The organism is Brevundimonas nasdae, assembly GCF_019395145.1.
Classification (GTDB): domain Bacteria; phylum Pseudomonadota; class Alphaproteobacteria; order Caulobacterales; family Caulobacteraceae; genus Brevundimonas; species Brevundimonas nasdae.
The window spans coordinates 663418-681637 of sequence record NZ_CP080034.1 but is presented as its reverse complement, the minus strand read 5'-3'; the positions used below and the strand labels follow the sequence as shown (position 1 = coordinate 681637).

12 protein-coding genes are annotated in these 18220 nt (G+C 65.5%); 6 read left to right on the top strand and 6 right to left on the bottom strand.

Going from position 1 to position 18220, the window contains the following annotated elements; translation table 11 throughout:
• The first annotated feature begins 77 nt into the window (after positions 1–77).
• The 6 genes from KWG56_RS03355 to KWG56_RS03330 all read left to right on the top strand — a co-directional run bounded on the left by KWG56_RS03355 (position 78) and on the right by KWG56_RS03330 (position 7345).
• Positions 78–1340 (top strand): dicarboxylate/amino acid:cation symporter, encoded by a 1263-nt coding sequence (locus KWG56_RS03355; RefSeq protein WP_219353714.1) that lies wholly within the window; start codon positions 78–80, stop codon positions 1338–1340.
• A 96-nt stretch (positions 1341–1436) separates the two neighbouring features.
• A complete protein-coding gene (locus KWG56_RS03350) occupies positions 1437–1964 on the top strand; it encodes an RNA polymerase sigma factor (protein WP_219353713.1) in 528 nt (175 codons plus the stop codon).
• Complete coding sequence (locus KWG56_RS03345) at positions 1964–2935, top strand: FecR family protein (protein ID WP_219353712.1); 972 nt, start codon at positions 1964–1966, stop codon at positions 2933–2935. Before KWG56_RS03350 ends, KWG56_RS03345 begins: the two co-directional genes overlap by 1 nt.
• Positions 2936–3069: 134 nt before the next feature.
• On the top strand, positions 3070–5994 hold the full coding sequence (locus tag KWG56_RS03340; protein WP_244999618.1) for a TonB-dependent receptor: 2925 nt from the start codon (positions 3070–3072) through the stop codon (positions 5992–5994).
• A gap of 8 nt (positions 5995–6002) precedes the next feature.
• Positions 6003–6611, top strand: coding sequence for a biliverdin-producing heme oxygenase (locus KWG56_RS03335; protein WP_219353711.1), 609 nt, complete (start codon positions 6003–6005; stop codon positions 6609–6611).
• Positions 6608–7345, top strand: a complete 738-nt coding sequence (locus KWG56_RS03330; protein WP_201100449.1) for an energy transducer TonB — start codon at positions 6608–6610, stop codon at positions 7343–7345. The genes KWG56_RS03335 and KWG56_RS03330 overlap by 4 nt, the downstream gene beginning before the upstream one ends.
• 11 nt (positions 7346–7356) lie before the next feature.
• Here KWG56_RS03330 and KWG56_RS03325 read toward each other — a convergent pair whose 3' ends face one another.
• From KWG56_RS03325 to KWG56_RS03300, 6 genes are all read right to left on the bottom strand, one after another.
• Positions 7357–7515: a hypothetical protein gene (locus tag KWG56_RS03325; RefSeq protein WP_201100450.1), complete on the bottom strand. Its 159-nt coding sequence runs from the start codon at positions 7513–7515 to the stop codon at positions 7357–7359.
• A gap of 73 nt (positions 7516–7588) precedes the next feature.
• The gene (locus tag KWG56_RS03320; RefSeq protein WP_219353710.1) at positions 7589–8977 is read right to left on the bottom strand and encodes an efflux transporter outer membrane subunit; all 1389 of its coding nucleotides are present in this window, start codon (positions 8975–8977) and stop codon (positions 7589–7591) included.
• Complete coding sequence (locus tag KWG56_RS03315) at positions 8974–12162, bottom strand: efflux RND transporter permease subunit (protein ID WP_219353709.1); 3189 nt, start codon at positions 12160–12162, stop codon at positions 8974–8976. The genes KWG56_RS03320 and KWG56_RS03315 overlap by 4 nt, the downstream gene beginning before the upstream one ends.
• A complete protein-coding gene (locus KWG56_RS03310; RefSeq protein WP_280638394.1) occupies positions 12159–15377 on the bottom strand; it encodes an efflux RND transporter permease subunit in 3219 nt (1072 codons plus the stop codon). Before KWG56_RS03310 ends, KWG56_RS03315 begins: the two co-directional genes overlap by 4 nt.
• Positions 15280–16581 carry an efflux RND transporter periplasmic adaptor subunit gene (locus KWG56_RS03305; RefSeq protein ID WP_219353708.1) on the bottom strand — a complete coding sequence of 434 codons (1302 nt, stop codon included), beginning with the start codon at positions 16579–16581 and terminating at the stop codon, positions 15280–15282. Before KWG56_RS03305 ends, KWG56_RS03310 begins: the two co-directional genes overlap by 98 nt.
• A gap of 251 nt (positions 16582–16832) precedes the next feature.
• Positions 16833–18104, bottom strand: a complete 1272-nt coding sequence (locus tag KWG56_RS03300; RefSeq protein ID WP_219353707.1) for an O-acetylhomoserine aminocarboxypropyltransferase/cysteine synthase family protein — start codon at positions 18102–18104, stop codon at positions 16833–16835.
• Between the last annotated feature and the right edge of the window lie 116 nt (positions 18105–18220).

Genomic DNA, 18220 nt, shown 5'->3' with positions numbered 1-18220 from the left:
TCTGTCGAGGGCGGCCCGGAATCATTGACCGACGATTAGGCGATGTGATCCCACGCTCAACTGGGGCGACTATCTGTATGAAACGTTCTTTTGCGTACCTCATCATCGGGGCGATGATCCTGGGGGTCCTCACCGGGTGGGGCCTGAACCATTTTCTCGACGCTGAGGGGGCGTCAAAGGCGGCCTCCAACCTCAACCTGATCACCGACGTCTTCCTGCGCCTGATCAAGATGATCATTGCGCCTCTGGTGTTCACGACCCTGGTCGCGGGCATCGCCCACATGGAGGATGCCGCCTCCGTCGGACGCATCGGCGTCAAGACGATGGCCTGGTTCATCTCTGCCTCCGCCGTTTCGCTGCTGCTGGGCCTCGTGATCGTTCAGATCCTGCAGCCGGGCGCCAACCTGCACCTGCCGGAAGCCGTCGTGGCCACCGCGCCCGCCGCATCGACCGACGCCTTCTCGCTGCATGGCTTCATCACCCACCTGGTGCCGACGTCGATCTTTGACGCCATGGCGCGCAACGAAATCCTGCAGATCGTCGTCTTCGCCGTCTTCGTCGGCACCGCCGTCGCCGCGCTGGACGACAAGGCCCCCGCCGTGATGCACCTGGTCGAACAGGCCGCCTCCATCATGCTGAAGGTGACCGAGTTCGTGATGAAGCTGGCCCCGCTGGCCATCTTCGGCGCCCTGGCCTCGACCATCGCCACCCAGGGCCTGGATATGCTGGGCACCTACGCCAAGTTCGTTCTGGGCTTCTATGGCGCCATGGCGACCCTGTGGGGCATCCTGTTCCTGGCCGGCGCCGTGGTGCTGGGCAAGCGCGTGATCCCGCTGTTCCGTACGATCCGCACGCCCGCCCTGCTGGCCTTCTCGACCGCCAGCTCGGAAGCCGCCTATCCGCGCATTCTGGACGCCCTGCCCAAGATCGGCGTGCGCAAACGCATCGTCAGCTTCGTGCTGCCGCTGGGCTATTCGTTCAATCTCGACGGCTCGATGCTGTACTGCACCTTCGCCACCATGTTCATCATGCAGGCGCACGGCGTGCACCTCAGCCTCTCGCAGCAGATCTTCATGCTGCTGCTGTTGATGGTCACGTCCAAGGGGATCGCGGGCATTCCGCGCGCCTCGCTGGTCGTCATCATGGCCACCCTGACCTACTTCGGCCTGCCCGAAGCCTGGATCGCAATCGTGCTGGGCGTCGACCATCTGCTCGACATGGGCCGTTCCGCCACCAACGTCGTCGGCAACTCGGTCGCCGCCGCCGTGGTCGCCAAGTGGGAAGGCGAACTGGACCCTGACGACGAAATAGAAGGCGCAGAGCCAAAGGCCCTCGCCTGATCTGAACCAAAGGCGGCCTGACCGCGCGATCAGGCCGCCGATCCAGACCATAACGTGTTTGCGATTCACTCGCAGACACGTTATCGCGCATCACGAATGTCCCCCTTCGATCTTTCACATCGCGCGGCCTTCTCGCAGCTGCTGGTGACCGAGCGCACGTCATTGATGCGGATGGCGCGGCGGATACTGGGCGACGCCAGTCTGGCGGAAGACATCACCCAGACCCTGTGGCTGAACATTCAACGCATCACTGATCCCGAGACCATCAAGGACAAGCGCGCCTATCTCTATCGGTTGATGCTGAATCTGACGTCGGATCAGATGAGGAAGCGCACCCGGGGCGCGGCCCTGTTCGACGACCAGGCGGATGATATGCGGATGGCGGACGCCGCACCGACCACTGAAACCCGTATCATCGACCGGCAGCGACTCAGCCTGCTGTCCGCCGCCATCGACGAACTGCCTCCGCGCTGTCGCGAGGTGTTTCTTTTGCGTCGGGTCGAGGGCCTGACGCCCGCGCAAGTTGCCGAACGACTGGGAATTACGACAAATGCAGTCGCGAAACACGTCCGTCATGCAATCAGCCATTGCCAGACGCGCTTGGCTGAGCAAGAGGCGTTGTGATGACATCCGTCACGACCTCAAAGCCCGACCGCGTGTCCCGCGCGGATCGCGAAGCTGCGCGCTGGGTTGCTGACCAGCAGAGCGGCCTGCTGGATGACGCAGGCTCGGCGCATCTGGACGCCTGGCTGCAGAGCGCCGAGAACGCCGCCGCCTTCGAAAGGGCGCAGGCCCTCTGGTTGGAAATGGGCGAGGCCGCTGTTCGACCGGCGCCGCAAACCGCCCCTCCCCCACGTCGTCGCCGTGCTTCACCTCGCGACGGTCGCCGCTCACGCGCGCCGCTCATAGCCACCGGCGTGGCGGCTGCTCTGGCCGTCGCTTTCGTCGCCCTGGATGGCCCCACGCGACTGCGCGCCGATGCCATCACCCGCCCCGGCGAGCAAAGGACGCTGACGCTGGCGGACGGCTCCACCGTGCGCCTGAACACCGACAGCGCCGTCCAGGTGGCCTATGCCCCCGACCGTCGCACCGTGCGCCTGCTGCGCGGCGAGGCCGCCTTCACTGTCGCCCCGAACCCGAACAGGCCCTTCACGGTTGAGGCGGGCGGCGGTTCGACCACGGCGCTTGGCACCCGGTTCATCGTCCGGCGTGACGGCGTGCAGACCCGGGTGTCAGTGACCGAACACGCGGTCAGGGTGGCGTCGAACCCTGCTTCGGTTGTCGTGGCGCAGGACCAGACCTCGACCTATGGTCCCCGTCAGGCGCCGTCGGTGCCGGTCGCATCGTCCGTCGGCGTGGGCGCCTGGCAGGACGGCTGGCTGGTGTTCGATGACCAGCCCCTGTCTGCGGTCGTGAGCGAGATCGGACGCTATTCCACCCTGCCGATGACCGTCATCGGACGAAAGGCGCGCGATCGACGCGTCAGCGGCGCCTTCCGCATCGACCAACCCGACCAGACCGTGACACGTCTGGAACAGACCCTGGGCCTGCGCTCCACCCACCTGCTCGGCGGAGCCGTCATCGTTCACGACTGAACGACGTTCTGAACTTTTTTCGAAGTCCACAGTCCCGGTTTCGCCGCATCGCACGTCTATCTTGCGAGAACCATTCTCATTCGCACCATGCGAACCCATATGGACTGGCGCAGTGCGCGCCATGAGAGGCGAAGTTGACCAAGGCGAGACACAATATCGGGGCCATGCGCCTCTTTCTGATGGCCACGACGGCTGTCGCTTCGGCGGCCGTGCTGGCGCCCCTGCCCGCAGCGGCTCAGGCCCAGCCCAGCTTTGACGTGCCGGCGGGTCCCCTGACTCCGGCCCTGATCCGTTTCGCCCAACAGGCCAATGTTGAGCTGGCCTATGACGCCAGCCTGACGCGCAACGCCTCCACACGCGGTCTGCAAGGCCGTTACAGCGTGTCGGATGGCTTGTCGCGCCTGCTGGCCGGAAGCGGCGTGACCTACAGCCTGGCAGGCCGCGTCGTGACCCTGTCGGCCGCACCCTCGGTCGGAAACGCCATCGCACTTGGCCCCGTGCGGGTGCAGGGCGCGACAGAAGGCGGCGCCGGACGCCTGAGCGCCGACAGTTTCGACGCACACGGCGACCCGGTGGAAGCGCCCTATCGTTCCGCAGGCTCCAGCACCTATATCGACCACGACACCATCGAACGTTTTCGGGGAACCTCGACCGCTGACGTCATCAAGGGTGTGGCGGGCGTGACAGCGGCCGATCCGCGGACCGCCAATGCTCTGGACGTGAACATCCGCGGCATCCAGGGCCAGAGCCGGGTGCCGGTCATCATCGACGGCGGCCAGTCCACGATGGACACCTATCGCGGCTATGCCGGTCAGTCGCAGCGCACCTATCTCGACCCCGACCTGATCTCCAACATCACCATCACCAAAGGCCCCAGCCTGCAGGCCAATGCGTCCGGCGGCATCGGCGGCGTTGTGGTCATGGAGACCCTGAAGGCCGACGACGTCCTGACCGAGGGTCACGATCTTGGACTGCGCGTCCGCACCGGCGTGTCAGACGCCAGCGCACGCCGCCTGCCCGCCTACAGCGGCGTGCCGTCCAAGGACAGCGGCGACCTGACCCGCCCCGGCGGACAGTTCTTCAACATGGCAGCCGCAGGCCGTTGGGACAGGTTCGACCTGGTCGCCGCCTATGCCTGGCGCGATGTGGGCAACTATTTCTCGGGCCACCGGGGCTACAACGACTTCCCGCAGGGCCGCCGCGTGCTGGCCACGCTGAACCCCACGAACACCGAGGTCTTCAACACCTCGTCCCAGTCTGAATCCCTGCTGCTGAAAGGCACCTGGCGGATCACCGACGAGCAGACCCTGGAAGCCGGTTATCGCCGCTACAAGGGCGAGCAGGGCGAGATCATGGCCTCGCAGATCATCCGCGTTGATCGTGACCGCGTGCCGCAATGGGCGCTGGGGAACGTGGACATGGACGCCTACAATCTGCGCTATCGCTACAAGCCGCAGGGCAAGCTGGGCGACCTGGTCGATCTGAGAGCCAACGCCTGGTACACTCACTCCGACAGCCTGATGTACAACGGCCTGACCGGCATCACGCCCTGGTACTATGACCGCCGCACCGACTGGTGGGACGCGCCTTCCTTCAACACCGACCCCGGCTACAAGGACGCCTATCGCAACGAGCTGACGCAGGAGCGTTTTGGCGGGGACATCACCAACACCTCGCTGCTGTTCACCGATCTGGGCAAGTTCACCTTCGACTACGGCTTGTCGTTCAGCCACGAGGATGTCGGCCCCGGCCCGAACTCGCCGCTGATGCAGGACGATCTGGTCAACAACCGCTTCCTGCGCAGCGCCGTGCGCAAGGAATACAGCGTCGTCGCTTCCGCCAAATGGGAGCCGGACGAGCATTGGGAGCTGATGGTCGGCGGCCGCTACAACCACGTCGATGTGCGCGACCGCAATCGACTGGCGACCGTGTCCAAACGTGAAACCATCGGCAAATACCGCTCGATCCAGTTGCTCAGCGGCGACGCCAGCCTGCCAGCATGGCGCGCTACGCGCATCGCCTCGCTGAACTGGTACCCCGACGCCAATGGACAGTTCACCCAGGCGTCTCTGCTGGCCTCGCCCTACAAGCGCGGAACGGCTGCGGACATCACGGGCTGGAACTTCTACGACGCGGGTGCCATCAGCGATCTGATCGTTCCGACCGAATGGACATGGTCCGACCCGATCCGCCGCACGGACGACGCCTTCATGCCGACGGCCAGCGTCACCTATCGCTTCGACGAAGACACGCTGCTGTATGTGAAATACGCCGAGGGCGTGAAGCTGCCCAGCCTGTTCGAGACGACCCTGGGTCTGTTCACGGCGGCCAAGCCGGTCGGTGAACTGAAGCCTGAGCGCGCCAAGACCTGGGAGGTCGGGGCCAGCACAATCCGCCGCGATCTGATCACAGGCGGCGACCGGGCGGGCTTCAAACTGGCCTATTTCAACACGCGCATCGACGACCTGATCACGCGCGACTACCGCACCCTGTCGGCGGGCCTGATCCGCAACATCGACCAGTTCAAGGTGTCGGGCGTCGAGTTCCAGTCCAGCTATGACAACGGCGTCGTCTTCGGCGACCTGTCGGCCCACTATTATTTCGAGGCCAAGACCTGCGCGCCCGACATCGCCGCTGAACGCCGCGAATATGGCGAAGAGTGGGACATCGACGGACTGAAGAACACGCCCAACTGCGTCGATGGCGGTTTCGAAGGCTCCTACACCAACACCCAGAACCCGCCGCGATACAACATCAACCTGACGCTGGGCGCCCGGCTGTTCGATGATCGCCTGACCATCGGCGGCCGAGCCGTCCACAACGCCGGGCCGATCAGCAAGCTGGATCAGGAATGGAACGTCGGCTTGTCGGCGATCCAGCAACTGTACAAGGAGGCGACTGTCTATGACGCCTTCGCCAGCCTGAAGGTCACAGAGCAGACCAAGCTCGACCTCAACATCGACAATGTGATGGACGAATACTACCTCGACCCGCTTGCGTTGGGCGTCATGCCCGCGCCGGGCCGCACCGTCCGTCTCGCCCTGACCTACCGCTATTGAGACTGATGATGACCCCGCTCGAAACCAGCCGCGCCAAACGGCTCAAATCCTCCAGCAACGGCGTGCACGAAGGTCTGGACAACGCCATCATGGCCGCCAAGCCCTTCAGCAGCCGCGAGACCTATGCCGAGTTCCTGCGGATTCAGCAGTTGTTCCACCGCGACATCGCCGCCCTGTACGAGACGCCTGAATTGACGGCTCTGGTGCCGGACCTGCTGGAGCGTCGCCGTATCAATGAGGTGCTGACCGATCTCGCCGATCTGGGCGCCGAACCTGCGCCTGCCGACGGCCCGCCCCGCTTTGTCGCGGGCGAGCCGGTGGACGTGCCGACGGCGCTGGGCTGGCTGTATGTGGCTGAGGGCTCGAACCTGGGCGCCGCCTTCCTGATCAAGGCGGCGGCGTCTCTGGGTCTGTCGGCCGAGTTCGGCGCACGCCATCTGGCCGCCTCGCCTGAGGGCCGCGCCAACCACTGGCGCAGCTTCACCGCCGCCCTCGATGCGCCCGAAATGACCGAGGAAGAGGAGGCACGCGTCCAGGCCGGGACCGCCGCCGCCTTCGCACGCGTTCGCGGTCTGGTGGATGTCGGCTTCAAGACCAGGGCCGCAGACGCCGCATGACGACCGTTCTCCCGCGCGTCGCGGTCCAGGGTCACGTCGGGGTCGAAAGACCTCGGCGCGGGCCCGGTCGTGCGCGCGGGATGATCGCCCTTGGCGGCGCCCTCGCCCTCCACGCCGCCCCGCTGCTGTTCCTGATCAACTTCGTGTCCCACGCGCCGATCCCGCTGGAGGAGCCGCCGGTGATCGCCGTTGAGTTGATCCGCAACAACGCCGCCCCGCCCCGGCCGCCGTCCGAACAGGTCGAAGGCCCCAAACAGGTTCAGGCCGCCGCCAGCCGCGCCGCCCCGCAACAGATCCATCCTCGCATTCAGGCGGACGCGCCCGAGGCTTTGGCCGTCCCTGTGACGCCGCCCGCGCCGCGCCCCGCACAGAACCAGACACCCGCGCCTGAGACGACCGCGCCCGTCGCCCGTCCCGCCCCGCCTGCCCCGCGCGCATCGACGGCTCCCCAGGACTGGCGCGCACGTCTTCTGGCGCATCTGGACACCAAGAAACGCTATCCGCCCGCCGCCCAGCGCCTGCGTCAGGAAGGCGTCGCCTATGTTCGGTTCACCATGGATCGCTCGGGCCGCGTCCTGTCCTCACGCATAGACCGCAGTTCAGGCCGTCCGCTGCTGGACCGCGAAGCCCTGGCCATGCTGGACCGCGCGCAACCCCTGCCCCCACCACCCGACGATGTGCCCGGCGCGACGCTGGAGCTGGTTACGCCGGTAGAGTTCTTCCTGCCCCGCTAGGCAGGGCCGCATCACGCTCTGCGGGCCAGTCCGTCCAGCCTCAGCGCCAGACTGGCCAGGGCCTCATAGATGGCGGCCAGTTCGACATAGGCCTCAGCGATTTCGACCGTCGGCGCGGCGAAGGAGCGGCTGAGCCAGATCGCCGCCAGTTCCCTGTACTGTTCTCCCATGAGGCATCTGTCCCATTGTGAAGCTTAGGACAAAACACTCGCAATAGTTGTGCCTGATTGCTAGTCTGAATGATCAGTCGCCCTGATCGTTGCGCCAGCCACCGCCGATGGACTGGATCAAGGCCACCGCTGTCGTCTGGCGATTGACGGCCCCCTGCAGCAGGGCGCGACGCGCCGTCAGGGCCGTCGCCTGGGCAGTCGCCACATCCGTATAGGCCACCGTCCCGGCCCGGTTCTGGTTCAGGATCATGGCTTCGGTCTGGTCCGCAGCCTGAGACGCCGTCTGGAGTTCGGCATACTGACGGCGCAGCACATCGGTGGCGGTCAGCTGGTTCTCCACGTCCTGAAACGCCGTCAGCACCGTCTGGCGATAGGCGGCGACAGAGGCGTCATAGCTGGCTCGGGCCTGCTCCACCGCCGCGCCTCGCGCCCCGGCGTCGAACAGGGTTTCGGCCAATCCGAGGCCCAACGACCAGATGTTGGCCGAACTCGCGAACAGATCGCCAAGGTTCGACGTCGTCTGACCATACGATCCCGTCAGCGACAGGTTCGGGAAGAAGGCCGCCTGCTGAACACCGATGCGGGCGTTGGCCGCGGCGACCGCGCGCTCTGCCGACGCGATGTCGGGGCGACGCTCCAGCAGGGTCGAGGGCACGCCCACCGGCACGTCGGGAATGATCGGCGTCCACTGCGCAGGCGCCAGGGTGAAGCTGCTGGCCGGTTCACCGACCAACACCGCAATGGCGTTCTCATAGGTGGCGCGGTTCCGCTCCAGCCCGATGCGCGTCGAACGCGCATTGGCCAGCGTCGTCTCGGCCTGCAGGACGTCGGTGCGCGGCGCGATGCCGGCTTCGTAGCGGTTGCGGGTGATCTGCAACGCCCGCTCATAGCCGGTGATCGTCTGATCCAGCAGAGCCGTCTCGGCATCGGCTTCGCGCAGGTTCAGATAGTTGGCGGCCAGTTCGCCCTGGATCGACAGATGGGCATTGGCCAGGTCGGCGGCGCTGGCCTGGGCCGTGGCGTCGTTGGCCTCGACCGAACGTCGGATGCGGCCCCAGAAGTCCGGCTCCCACGTCGCGCCGATCCCAACCTGATAGTTCTTGTTGTCGTTCGAGGTCGTCGTTTTCGACTGTGCGCCCGATCCGTTCAGCGACACGGTGGGAAACAGGCCTGCCCGTGTCTCGCGCGTCAGGGCGCGGGCCTGACGGTAGGCGGCCTCGGCGGCGGCGATGGTCTGGTTCGCGGTCTCGGCGCGGGCGACCAGGCTGTTCAGAGTGTCGTCCCCGAACAGGGTCCACCAGTCGCCGCGCGCCAGAGCGTCGGAGGGCTGGGCCGTTCGCCAGCCGTCCGGCGCCTTGAACCCTGTGGCGGTCGGGGCCGTCGGCGTCACATAGTCGGGCCCGACGGCGCAGGCGGATGTCATCAGAACGGCGGTCAGAAGAAGGGGGGCGAACGGTCTCATGCGGGGGAAGACTCCGTATCGATGCCACGCGCCAGGGCGCGCTCGTCGCCCCGCTTTCTCCGCAGCTTGTCGAGATAGACGTAAACCACCGGTGTGGTGATCAGGGTCAGCAACTGACTGGCGATCAAGCCGCCGATGATGGTGATGCCCAGGGGGCGACGCAGTTCCGCCCCCTCTCCAAATCCAATCGCCAGCGGCAGCACGCCCAACCCCGCCGCCAGCGTCGTCATCAGGATGGGCCGGAACCGCAGCAGTGAAGCCTCGCGCACCGCCTCGACCGCCGACAGACCGCGCGACCTCTGGGCGTCCAGCGCGAAGTCGATGATCAGGATGGCGTTCTTCTTGACGATGCCCAGCAGCAGAAAGACCCCGATCAGGGCGATGATCGAGAACTCCATCCCGAACAGCATCAGCGCCAGCACCGCCCCCACCCCCGCCGCGGGCAGGGTCGACAGGACGGTGATCGGATGGACGGTGCTTTCGTACAGGATGCCCAGCACCAGATAGATGGCGACCAGGGCGGCCAGGATCAGCATGGGCTGTTCCTGGTTCTGCTGCTGCGCCTGAGCCGCCTGCCCGGCGAAACTGCCGCGCACATTGATCGGCATCCCCAGCGAGGCCGCCGCATCCGTCACGATCGCCTGCCCTTGGGACAAAGACACCCCTTCCGCCAGATTGAACGAGACGGTCGTGGCCAATTCTCCATTCTGGTGATTGACCGATGTGGCGGCCGGGCGTTCAGCCGCGCTGGCGACCACGGCCAGAGGCGTCAGCGGTGTCGTGGTGGTGACCAGGGCCGATCCGGTCGATGGGTCTCTCAGCGCCGGATTGATCAGGCCACCGGCGCCTGCGCCGCCGGCCGGTGACGTGGGCACCTGCACATCGGCCAAGGCCTCGGGGCCTTTGGCGAACTGCGGCATCCATTCCATGATGACCGAATACTGGTTGATGTCCTGATAGATGGTCGCGACCTGACGCTGGCCGAATGAATCATACAGGCTGTTGTCGATATCGCGGGGCGAGACGCCCATGCGGGCCGCCGTGTCGTGGTCGATGGTCAGGTATGTCTCGACGCCGTTCTGGGCCAGATCACTGTCCACGTCGGTCAGTTCCGGGTGGGCCTTCAGCTCGTCTTCCAGCTTTTGGCCCCAGGTGCGCAGATCGGCGCTGGAATCGCTGATCAGGGTGTACTGATAGGTGGAGTTGGACGAACGCCCGCCCATCCGCAGGTCCTGCACCGGGTTCAGGAAGACATTCAGCCCTTCGACCCGCCCCAGCTTGGGCCGCAAGCGGGCGATCACATCGGCGCTCTTTTCGCCGTTACGCTGATCCAGCGGCTTCAGATTGACGAACATGAAGGCGCCGCCCGCGCGCGCGCCGCCCGTAAATCCGACGACCGTATCGACCGCTGGGTCGGCGTCGATGATATCCACGACTCGCTTCAGCTTGGCCGACATGGCCTGGAACGACACGCTTTGGTCGGCGCGCACGCCCGCCATCAGCTGCCCATTGTCCTGTTGCGGGAAGAAGCCCTTGGGCACCACCACATACAGATAGGCCGTCAGGCCGATCACCGCCGCCAGCGACAGCACCACAATCGGCTTGGACTGCAGCGCCCAGTCCAGGCACCAGGAATAGGCGTTCTGGATCCTGGAGAAGGCCGCCTCAAACGCTCGCCCGATCCGTCCTTCACGGTGACCATGCTGACGCGGCTTCAGCAGATAGGCGCACATCATCGGCGTCAGGGTCAGGGAGATGACCAGCGAGATCATCACCGCCGCCGACAGGGTGACCGCAAACTCGCGGAACAACCGCCCCGTCTGCCCGCCCATGAACAACAGCGGGATGAACACCGCCACCAGAGATATGCTGATCGACAGGACGGTGAAGCCGACCTCGCGCGCGCCCAGCAGGGCCGCCTTGAACCGCTCCATCCCCGCCTCGATGTGGCGCTGGGTGTTCTCCAGCACCACGATGGCGTCATCGACGACAAAGCCCGTCGCCACCGTGATCGCCATCAGGCTGAGGTTGTTCAGCGAAAAGCCCAGCAGATACATGACCCCAAACGTGCCCAGCAGGGACACGATGGTCGCCACGGTTGGAATGAAGGTCGCGCGCGCGCTGCGCAGGAAGGCCGAAACCACCAGCACCACCAGGATCAGCGACACCACCAGCGTCAGTTCGATCTCATGCAGAGAGGCGCGGATCGAGTTGGTCCGGTCGGACGCGACCTGAATCTTGATGTCGCTGGGCAGTTGCGCCTGAAGCTCTGGCACCACGGCCCGCACCCCATCCACGGTGCTGATGATATTGGCGCCCGGCTGACTGGAGATCAGGACGATGATGGCGGGCTTGCCATTGAACAGGCCCAGGGTCCGGGTGTCGGCCACCCCATCGGTCACCGAGGCCACATCGGCCAACCGCACCCCCGCATTGTTGCGCCAGGCGACGATCAGACTGGCGTAGTCGGCAGCGCTCTTGCCCGCCGCGTCGGTGTAGATCTGGAAGCGCTGTCCCTCCCCTTCGACAGCGCCCTTTGGCCGGTCGGCGTTGGCGGCCTGAATGGCGGCGCGGACATCTTCCAGGCTGATGCCATAGGTGTTCAGGGCGAAAGGATTGACCTGCACCCGCACGGCCGGCAGCGAACCGCCGCCGATCTCGACCTCGCCCACGCCCTCGACCTGGGCCACGCGCTGACTGACGATGTTGGACACCGCGTCATAGATCTGACCCGGCGTCTTGGTGTCCGAGGTCAGGGCCATGATGATGACCGGCGCGCTGGACGGGTTGGACTTGGTGTAGGTCGGGTTGCTGCGCAGGGTCGTGGGCAGGTCCGCGCGCGCCGCATTGATGGCGGCCTGAACCTCACGCGCGGCGCCATCGATGTTGCGATTCAGGTTGAACTGCAGATTGATGCGCGTTGATCCGGTTGAACTTTGCGATGTCATCTCATTGACGTCAGAGATCACGCCCAGCCGCCGCTCCAACGGCGTGGCCACACTGGAGGCCATGGTGTCGGGACTGGCGCCCGGCAGCCGCGCCTGCACCGAAATCGCCGGATAATCGACCTGCGGCAAGGGCGCGACCGGCAGGACGAAGAAGGCCGCTATCCCGGCCAGCGCGATGCCCGCCGCCAGCAGAACGGTCGCGATGGGTCGCCGGATGAAGGGTTCGGACAGGTTCACAGAACCGGCTCCAGCTCAGCGTCCGACTGCGCGGCCTCATCCGGCCCGGCCCGACGTTTCGCGGGCGCCAGCCGATCAAAGGCCAGATAGATCACCGGCGTGGTGAATACAGTCAGCAACTGACTGACCAACAGGCCGCCGAAGATGGCGATGCCCAACGGACGCCGCAGTTCCGATCCCTCGCCAAACCCCAGCATCAGCGGAACCGCCGACAGCAGGGCCGCAAAGGTCGTCATCATGATCGGTCGGAACCGCAGCACCGCAGCCTGGAAGATGGCGTCGTGCGCCGACTTGTCCTCGTTGCGTTCAGCCGCGATGGCGAAGTCGATCATCATGATCGCGTTCTTCTTCACGATGCCGATCAGCAAGATCAGGCCGATGATGCCGATGACGCCCAGATCATTGCCGGTGATCCACAGGGCGAACAACGCTCCCACGCCCGCCGACGGCAGGGTCGACAGGATGGTCAGCGGGTGGACATAGCTCTCATACAGAACCCCCAGCACGATATAGACGCAGACCACCGCCGCCAGGATCAGCCAAAGCTGGTTCGACAGCGAGGTTTGGAACGACCCCGCCGCCCCCAGGAAGGTGGTGGTGACGCTGGCCGGGGCCTTCACGCTCTTGACCGCCTCCTGCACCTGACTGACGGCTGCGCCCAGTGACACGCCCGGCGCGGCGTCGAAACCGATGGTCGCCGCCGGGAACTGGGCCACGCGAGTGATCTGGGTCGGGGCGTCCTTTTCGGTGATGGAGGCGAAGGCGCTGAGCGGGGTCGCCCCGCCTGTCGCCTGCAGGTTCAACTGTCCCAGCGACTGCGGCGTGGTCAGTATGCCGGGGTCCGCCTCCAGAATGACGCGGTACTGGTTGGTCTCGGTGAAGATGGTCGAGACGATCCGCTGGCCGAAGGCGCTGTAAAGGGCGTCGTCCACCTGCGCCGCCGTGATCGACAGCCGCGCCGCCGTGTCCCGATCAATCGAGACCTGGGCCGCGGGCGTGGTCGCGGTCACATCATTGTAGATATTACGAAGCTTCGGCTGTCTGGCCATCGCGGCCGAGATCTTGTCGGCCCATTCGTTGACGTTCTGGGTGCTGGCGCCCTCGACCGCCAGCCGATACTGGGTCGGCCCTGTTTCGGTGTCGATGGTCAGGTCCTGCGTCGGCTGGAGATACAGGGTCAGCCCCGCGATCTGATCCACCTCGGACTTCAGCCGGTCCATGATCGCCTGCTGCGAGCCGGTCGTTCGGTTGGTCTTCAGATTTATGGTCATCAGGCCGATGTTCAGGGCGGCGCTGTTGGCGCCGTCGACGCCGACCGACGAACTCAGAGATTCAACATCCGGGTCCGCCAGAACCACCTTGGCCGCCTGTTGCTGCAGTTGGCTCATCCGCTCGAACGAGACAGAGCTTGTCGCCTGCACCCGCGCCATCAGCTGGCCGGTATCTTGCGTCGGGAACAGCCCCTTGGGAATCACAACGAACAACAGGCAGGTCAGCGCCAGGGTGCCGACCGCGACCAGCAGGGTCAGGACCTGACGTCCCAGCACCCAGACCAGGGCGTTTTCATAGTGGCCTTCCAGCCATTCGAACGCCTTCTGAGCCCGCGCGCCGATCCCCTTGTTTCCAACCTCGGGATGGGTCTTCAGCAGACGCGCCGACAGCATCGGCGTCAGCGTCAGGGACACCACCGCCGAGATCAGGATGGTGATGGCCAGGGTGACGGCGAACTCACGGAACAGACGCCCGACCACGTCCCCCATGAACAGCAGCGGGATCAGCACCGCCACCAGCGACACCGTCAGGGATATGATGGTGAACCCGATCTCGCTGGCGCCCTTCAGCGCCGCCTCCATCGGCTTCATGCCCTTTTCGAGATAGCGGGATATGTTCTCGATCATGACGATGGCGTCATCGACGACGAAGCCGGTCGCGATGGTCAGGGCCATCAGGCTGAGGTTGTTCAGGCTGTAGCCCAGCAGATACATGGCCCCGCACGACCCGATCAGAGAGATCGGCACCGCCAGACTGGCGATCAGCGTGGCCCGCAGGCTGTGCACGAACAGGAAGATCACCAGCACCACGCCGATGATGGCCAGCACCAGCTCCATCTCGACATGGTGGACCGAGGACCGGATGCCGGTCGTCCGGTCAGTCAGCACCGTCATCTGCAGGGACGCAGGCAGTTGCGCCTGAAGCTCCGGCAGACGCTGCTTGATCGCATCCACGGTCGAGATCACGTTCGCGCCCGGCTGACGCTGCACGCTCAGCAGGATGGCGGGCTTGTCGTTGGCCCAGGCGGCGAGTCGAGAGTTTTCGGCCCCGTTCACCACCTTGGCCACATCGCTCAGCCGCACAGGCGCGCCGTTGCGGTATGTGACGATCAGGTTCTCATAGTCCGCAACAGTCAGCAGCTGATCATTGGCGTTGATCGTATAGGACCGCGTCGGGCCGTCGAAACTGCCCTTGGCGCCATTGGCGTTCGCGTTGTCGATGGCGGTGCGCATGGCGTCCAGCGTGATGCCGTAGGAGGCCAGCCGCTGCACATCGGCCTGAATGCGGATCGCCGGCTTCTGTCCCCCGCTCAGGCTCACCAGACCGACGCCCGATGTCTGGCTGATCTTCTGCGCCAGCCGCGTGTTGACCAGGTTTTGCACCTCCGTCAGCGGCAAGGTGTCAGAGGTTATGGCGATGGTCAGGACCGGCGCATCGGCCGGGTTGATCTTGGCGTAGATCGGCGGCGCTGGCAGGTCGGCGGGCAACAGGGCGCTCGCGGCGTTGATCGCGGCCTGAACCTCCTGCTCCGACACGTCCAGCGTCTCGGACAGGCCGAACTGCAGGGTGATGACCGACGCGCCCGACGAACTGATCGAGGTCATCCGGTCCAGCCCGGCCATCTGGCCCAACTGTTTCTCCAGCGGCGCGGTGACCGTCTGGCTCATCACCTCGGGACTGGCGCCCGGATACAGGGTCTGGACCTGGATCGTGGGGTAATCGACCTCCGGCAGGGCCGACAGCGGCAGCAGGCGAAACCCGACCAGTCCCGCCAGCACAATGGCCAGCATGAACAGCGAGGTGGCGACCGGCCGTTGGATAAACGGACGCGAGGGGCTCATCGGATCAACGTCCCTGGCCTTGAGCCTGTCCTGCGTTCTGGCCCTGCCCTCGTCCACGCCCGTCGGCGCGTCCTTGCCCCCGCTGGCCGCCGCCTTGGCCATGCGGCCTGGCCTGCCCCGCCACCGTGACCAGCGCGCCCTCCGTCAGGCGGTCGCCGCCCTCAGTGATGACCTTTTCGCCCGCCTTCAGACCAGAGGTGACGACCACGGTGGTCGTGGTGGCCACGCCGGTCACGACTGTGCGCTGCGACACCTTGCTGTCGTCGCCGACGATCCAAACAAAGGACGAGTTGGCGTTCTGGCGGACCGCCGTCGACGGCACGGTGACGGCGTCCTTCAGCGTCTCCAGCGTCATGCGGATATTGACGAACTGGCTGGGGAACAGCGCACCCGACACGTTGGGGAACCGCGCCTTGCCCTTCACCGTGCCGGTCGTGCCGTCGATCTGGTTGTTCAGGGTGGAGAAGACGCCGGTGTCCAGCGTCTGCGTCCGCGTCGTATCCAGCGCCAGAACCTGCAGACGCTCGCCGGAATAGGCCCGCTGCTGGATCGGTCCGATCTGGGCCTGGGGCACGGTGAACTCGATGTCGATCGGGGTGACGGTCGTGATGACCGCGATGCCGCCCGCATCCCCCGCCGCGATATAGTTGCCGGCATCCACGACCCGCAGGCCGATCCGGCCGCTGGCGGGCGCCACGATGCGCGCGAAACCGAGATTGAGCTGGGCCGCCTGCACCGCCCCGCGATTGGCGGTGACGGCGCCTTCCAACTGCTGCACCAGGGCGCGCTGGGTGTCGACCTGCTGGACGGCGATCGAATCCTGCTGCTGCAGGGTTTCATAGCGGGTCAGGGTCACGCGCGCCGACGCCAGTTGCGCCTGGTTCTGCTGAAGCTGGCCCTGGGCCTGTGTCAAAGTCGCCTGGAAGGGGCGCGGGTCGATCTGGGCCAGCACCTGCCCCTTCTGGACCATCTGGCCTTCGCTGAAATAGACATTGGCCAGAACGCCCGACACCTGAGGGCGCACCGTCACGGTCGCCGCGGGCGTCACCGTGCCCAGCGCATCCAGCGTGACCGGGACGTCGGCGGTGGCGGCCGTGGCCACGCCGACGGTGGTCGCCGCCGCCCTTCGTCCGCCGCCTGGACCGCCAGGGCCGCCTGCGCCCGGCGCCGTCTCGGTTCCCAGAGATCGCACGACAACCAGGGCCAGGGCCGCCACCACGAGGGCCGCGACGACCCCGCCGATGATCTTCTGGCGTCGGGTCAGACGCCGCATCCGCGAAGGCGTCGAAGAAGGCTCTGGGCTCATGGCATCCGCTCTACGTCCCGACCGGCCGCCGCCGATCCATGCGCGTAATGCTTAAGTCAGCGGATTGAGCCATTCCGTCGCACCCCACGACAGAAAAATCCTTCATTTTCAGAACACCGGTCCATGCAGACGGGTTTGATTGCCCGCCCGCGACGCGGGAGCGAGCACCTGCAATCTCAAAATATCGTCTTTGAATTCAGCAGTTAGAAACAGGACGACCCGCCCGTCCGGGCCGTCCTGTCAGGGGCACGTCACACCGCCGCCAGCGCCTGTTCCAGATCGGCGATCAGGTCGTCGATATGTTCGATGCCGACCGACAGACGCACCGTGTCCTCGGTCACGCCCGCCTTGGCCAACTCCTCCGGCGACAACTGCCGGTGCGTGGTCGAGGCCGGGTGACAGACCAGCGACTTGGCGTCGCCGATGTTGACCAGACGCGTGAACAACTGGACCGCATCCTGGAAGCGTCCGCCCGCCTCGCGTCCTCCTTCAACGCCGAAGGTCAGCAGGCCGGACGCCTTGCCGCCGAAATATTTCTGGATCAGGGCGTGACCTGGGTGATCAGCCAGACCGGCGTAGTTGACCCATTTCACCTTCGGATGCGCCTTCAGCCATTTGGCGATGGCGGTGGCGTTCTCCACATGGCGATCCATCCGCAGGGCCAGAGTCTCAAGACCCTGCAGGATCAGGAAGCTGTTGAACGGCGAAATGGCCGCGCCGGTGTTCCGCAGCAGAACCGTCCGCACTCTCCCGATGAAGGCTGCCGGGCCAAGCGCCTCGGTATAGACCACGCCGTGATAGCTGACTTCCGGCTCGTTCAGACGCCGGAACCGCGCCTTGTGATCGGCCCACGGGAAGTTGCCGCTGTCCACAATGGCCCCGCCGATCGAGGTGCCGTGACCGCCAATGTATTTGGTCAGCGAATGGATGACGAGGTCGGCCCCATGCTCGATGGGGCGTGTCAGATATGGCGTCGGCACGGTGTTATCGACAATCAGCGGCAGGCCCTGCGCGTGCGCCGCCTCGGCCAGCGCGCCGAAGTCGACGACATTGCCCAACGGATTGCCGATGGACTCGCAGAAGACCGCCTTGGTCCGTGCGTCCGTATTGGCGGCGATGGCGTCCACGTCGGCCGCGTCGATGAAGCGGACGGTGATGCCGTACTGCGGCAGGGTGTGGGCGAACAGGTTGTAGGTGCCGCCGTACAAGGCCGAGGTGGCGATGATGTTGTCGCCCGCCTCTGCAATCGTCAGGATCGCATAGGTGATGGCCGCCTGGCCCGAGGCCACCGTCAGAGCCGCAATGCCGCCCTCCAGCGCCGCGATGCGCTGTTCCAGCACGTCCGAGGTCGGGTTCATGATGCGGGTGTAGATATTGCCCGCCACCTTCAGATCGAACAGGTCGGCGCCATGCTGGGTGTCGTCAAACGCATAGCTGGTCGTCTGATAAATCGGCACGGCCACCGCCCGCGTCGTCGGGTCAGGGTTATAGCCAGCGTGCAGGGCAAGCGTGTCGAACTTCATGGCGTTTCCCGTCAGGTTCGGCGCACTTGCGCCTGTTAAGGCTAGGGAAATAACAAAGTTCGGGACGGAAGGGCATTTCAGATTTTCTGTCGTGCAGGATCAGGTTTTCTGCCTTC

Excerpts from the sequence above, each read along its gene's own strand:
- KWG56_RS03350 (WP_219353713.1), top strand. The coding sequence starts at position 1,437 with ATGTCCCCCTTCGATCTTTCACATCGCGCGGCCTTCTCGCAGCTGCTG.
- KWG56_RS03330 (WP_201100449.1), top strand. The coding sequence starts at position 6,608 with ATGACGACCGTTCTCCCGCGCGTCGCGGTCCAGGGTCACGTCGGGGTC.
- KWG56_RS03355 (WP_219353714.1), top strand. The coding sequence starts at position 78 with ATGAAACGTTCTTTTGCGTACCTCATCATCGGGGCGATGATCCTGGGG.
- KWG56_RS03305 (WP_219353708.1), bottom strand. The coding sequence starts at position 16,581 with ATGAGCCCAGAGCCTTCTTCGACGCCTTCGCGGATGCGGCGTCTGACC.
- KWG56_RS03320 (WP_219353710.1), bottom strand. The coding sequence starts at position 8,977 with ATGAGACCGTTCGCCCCCCTTCTTCTGACCGCCGTTCTGATGACATCC.
- KWG56_RS03345 (WP_219353712.1), top strand. The coding sequence starts at position 1,964 with ATGACATCCGTCACGACCTCAAAGCCCGACCGCGTGTCCCGCGCGGAT.
- KWG56_RS03300 (WP_219353707.1), bottom strand. The coding sequence starts at position 18,104 with ATGAAGTTCGACACGCTTGCCCTGCACGCTGGCTATAACCCTGACCCG.
- KWG56_RS03325 (WP_201100450.1), bottom strand. The coding sequence starts at position 7,515 with ATGGGAGAACAGTACAGGGAACTGGCGGCGATCTGGCTCAGCCGCTCC.
- KWG56_RS03310 (WP_280638394.1), bottom strand. The coding sequence starts at position 15,377 with ATGGCCAAGGCGGCGGCCAGCGGGGGCAAGGACGCGCCGACGGGCGTG.
- KWG56_RS03335 (WP_219353711.1), top strand. The coding sequence starts at position 6,003 with ATGACCCCGCTCGAAACCAGCCGCGCCAAACGGCTCAAATCCTCCAGC.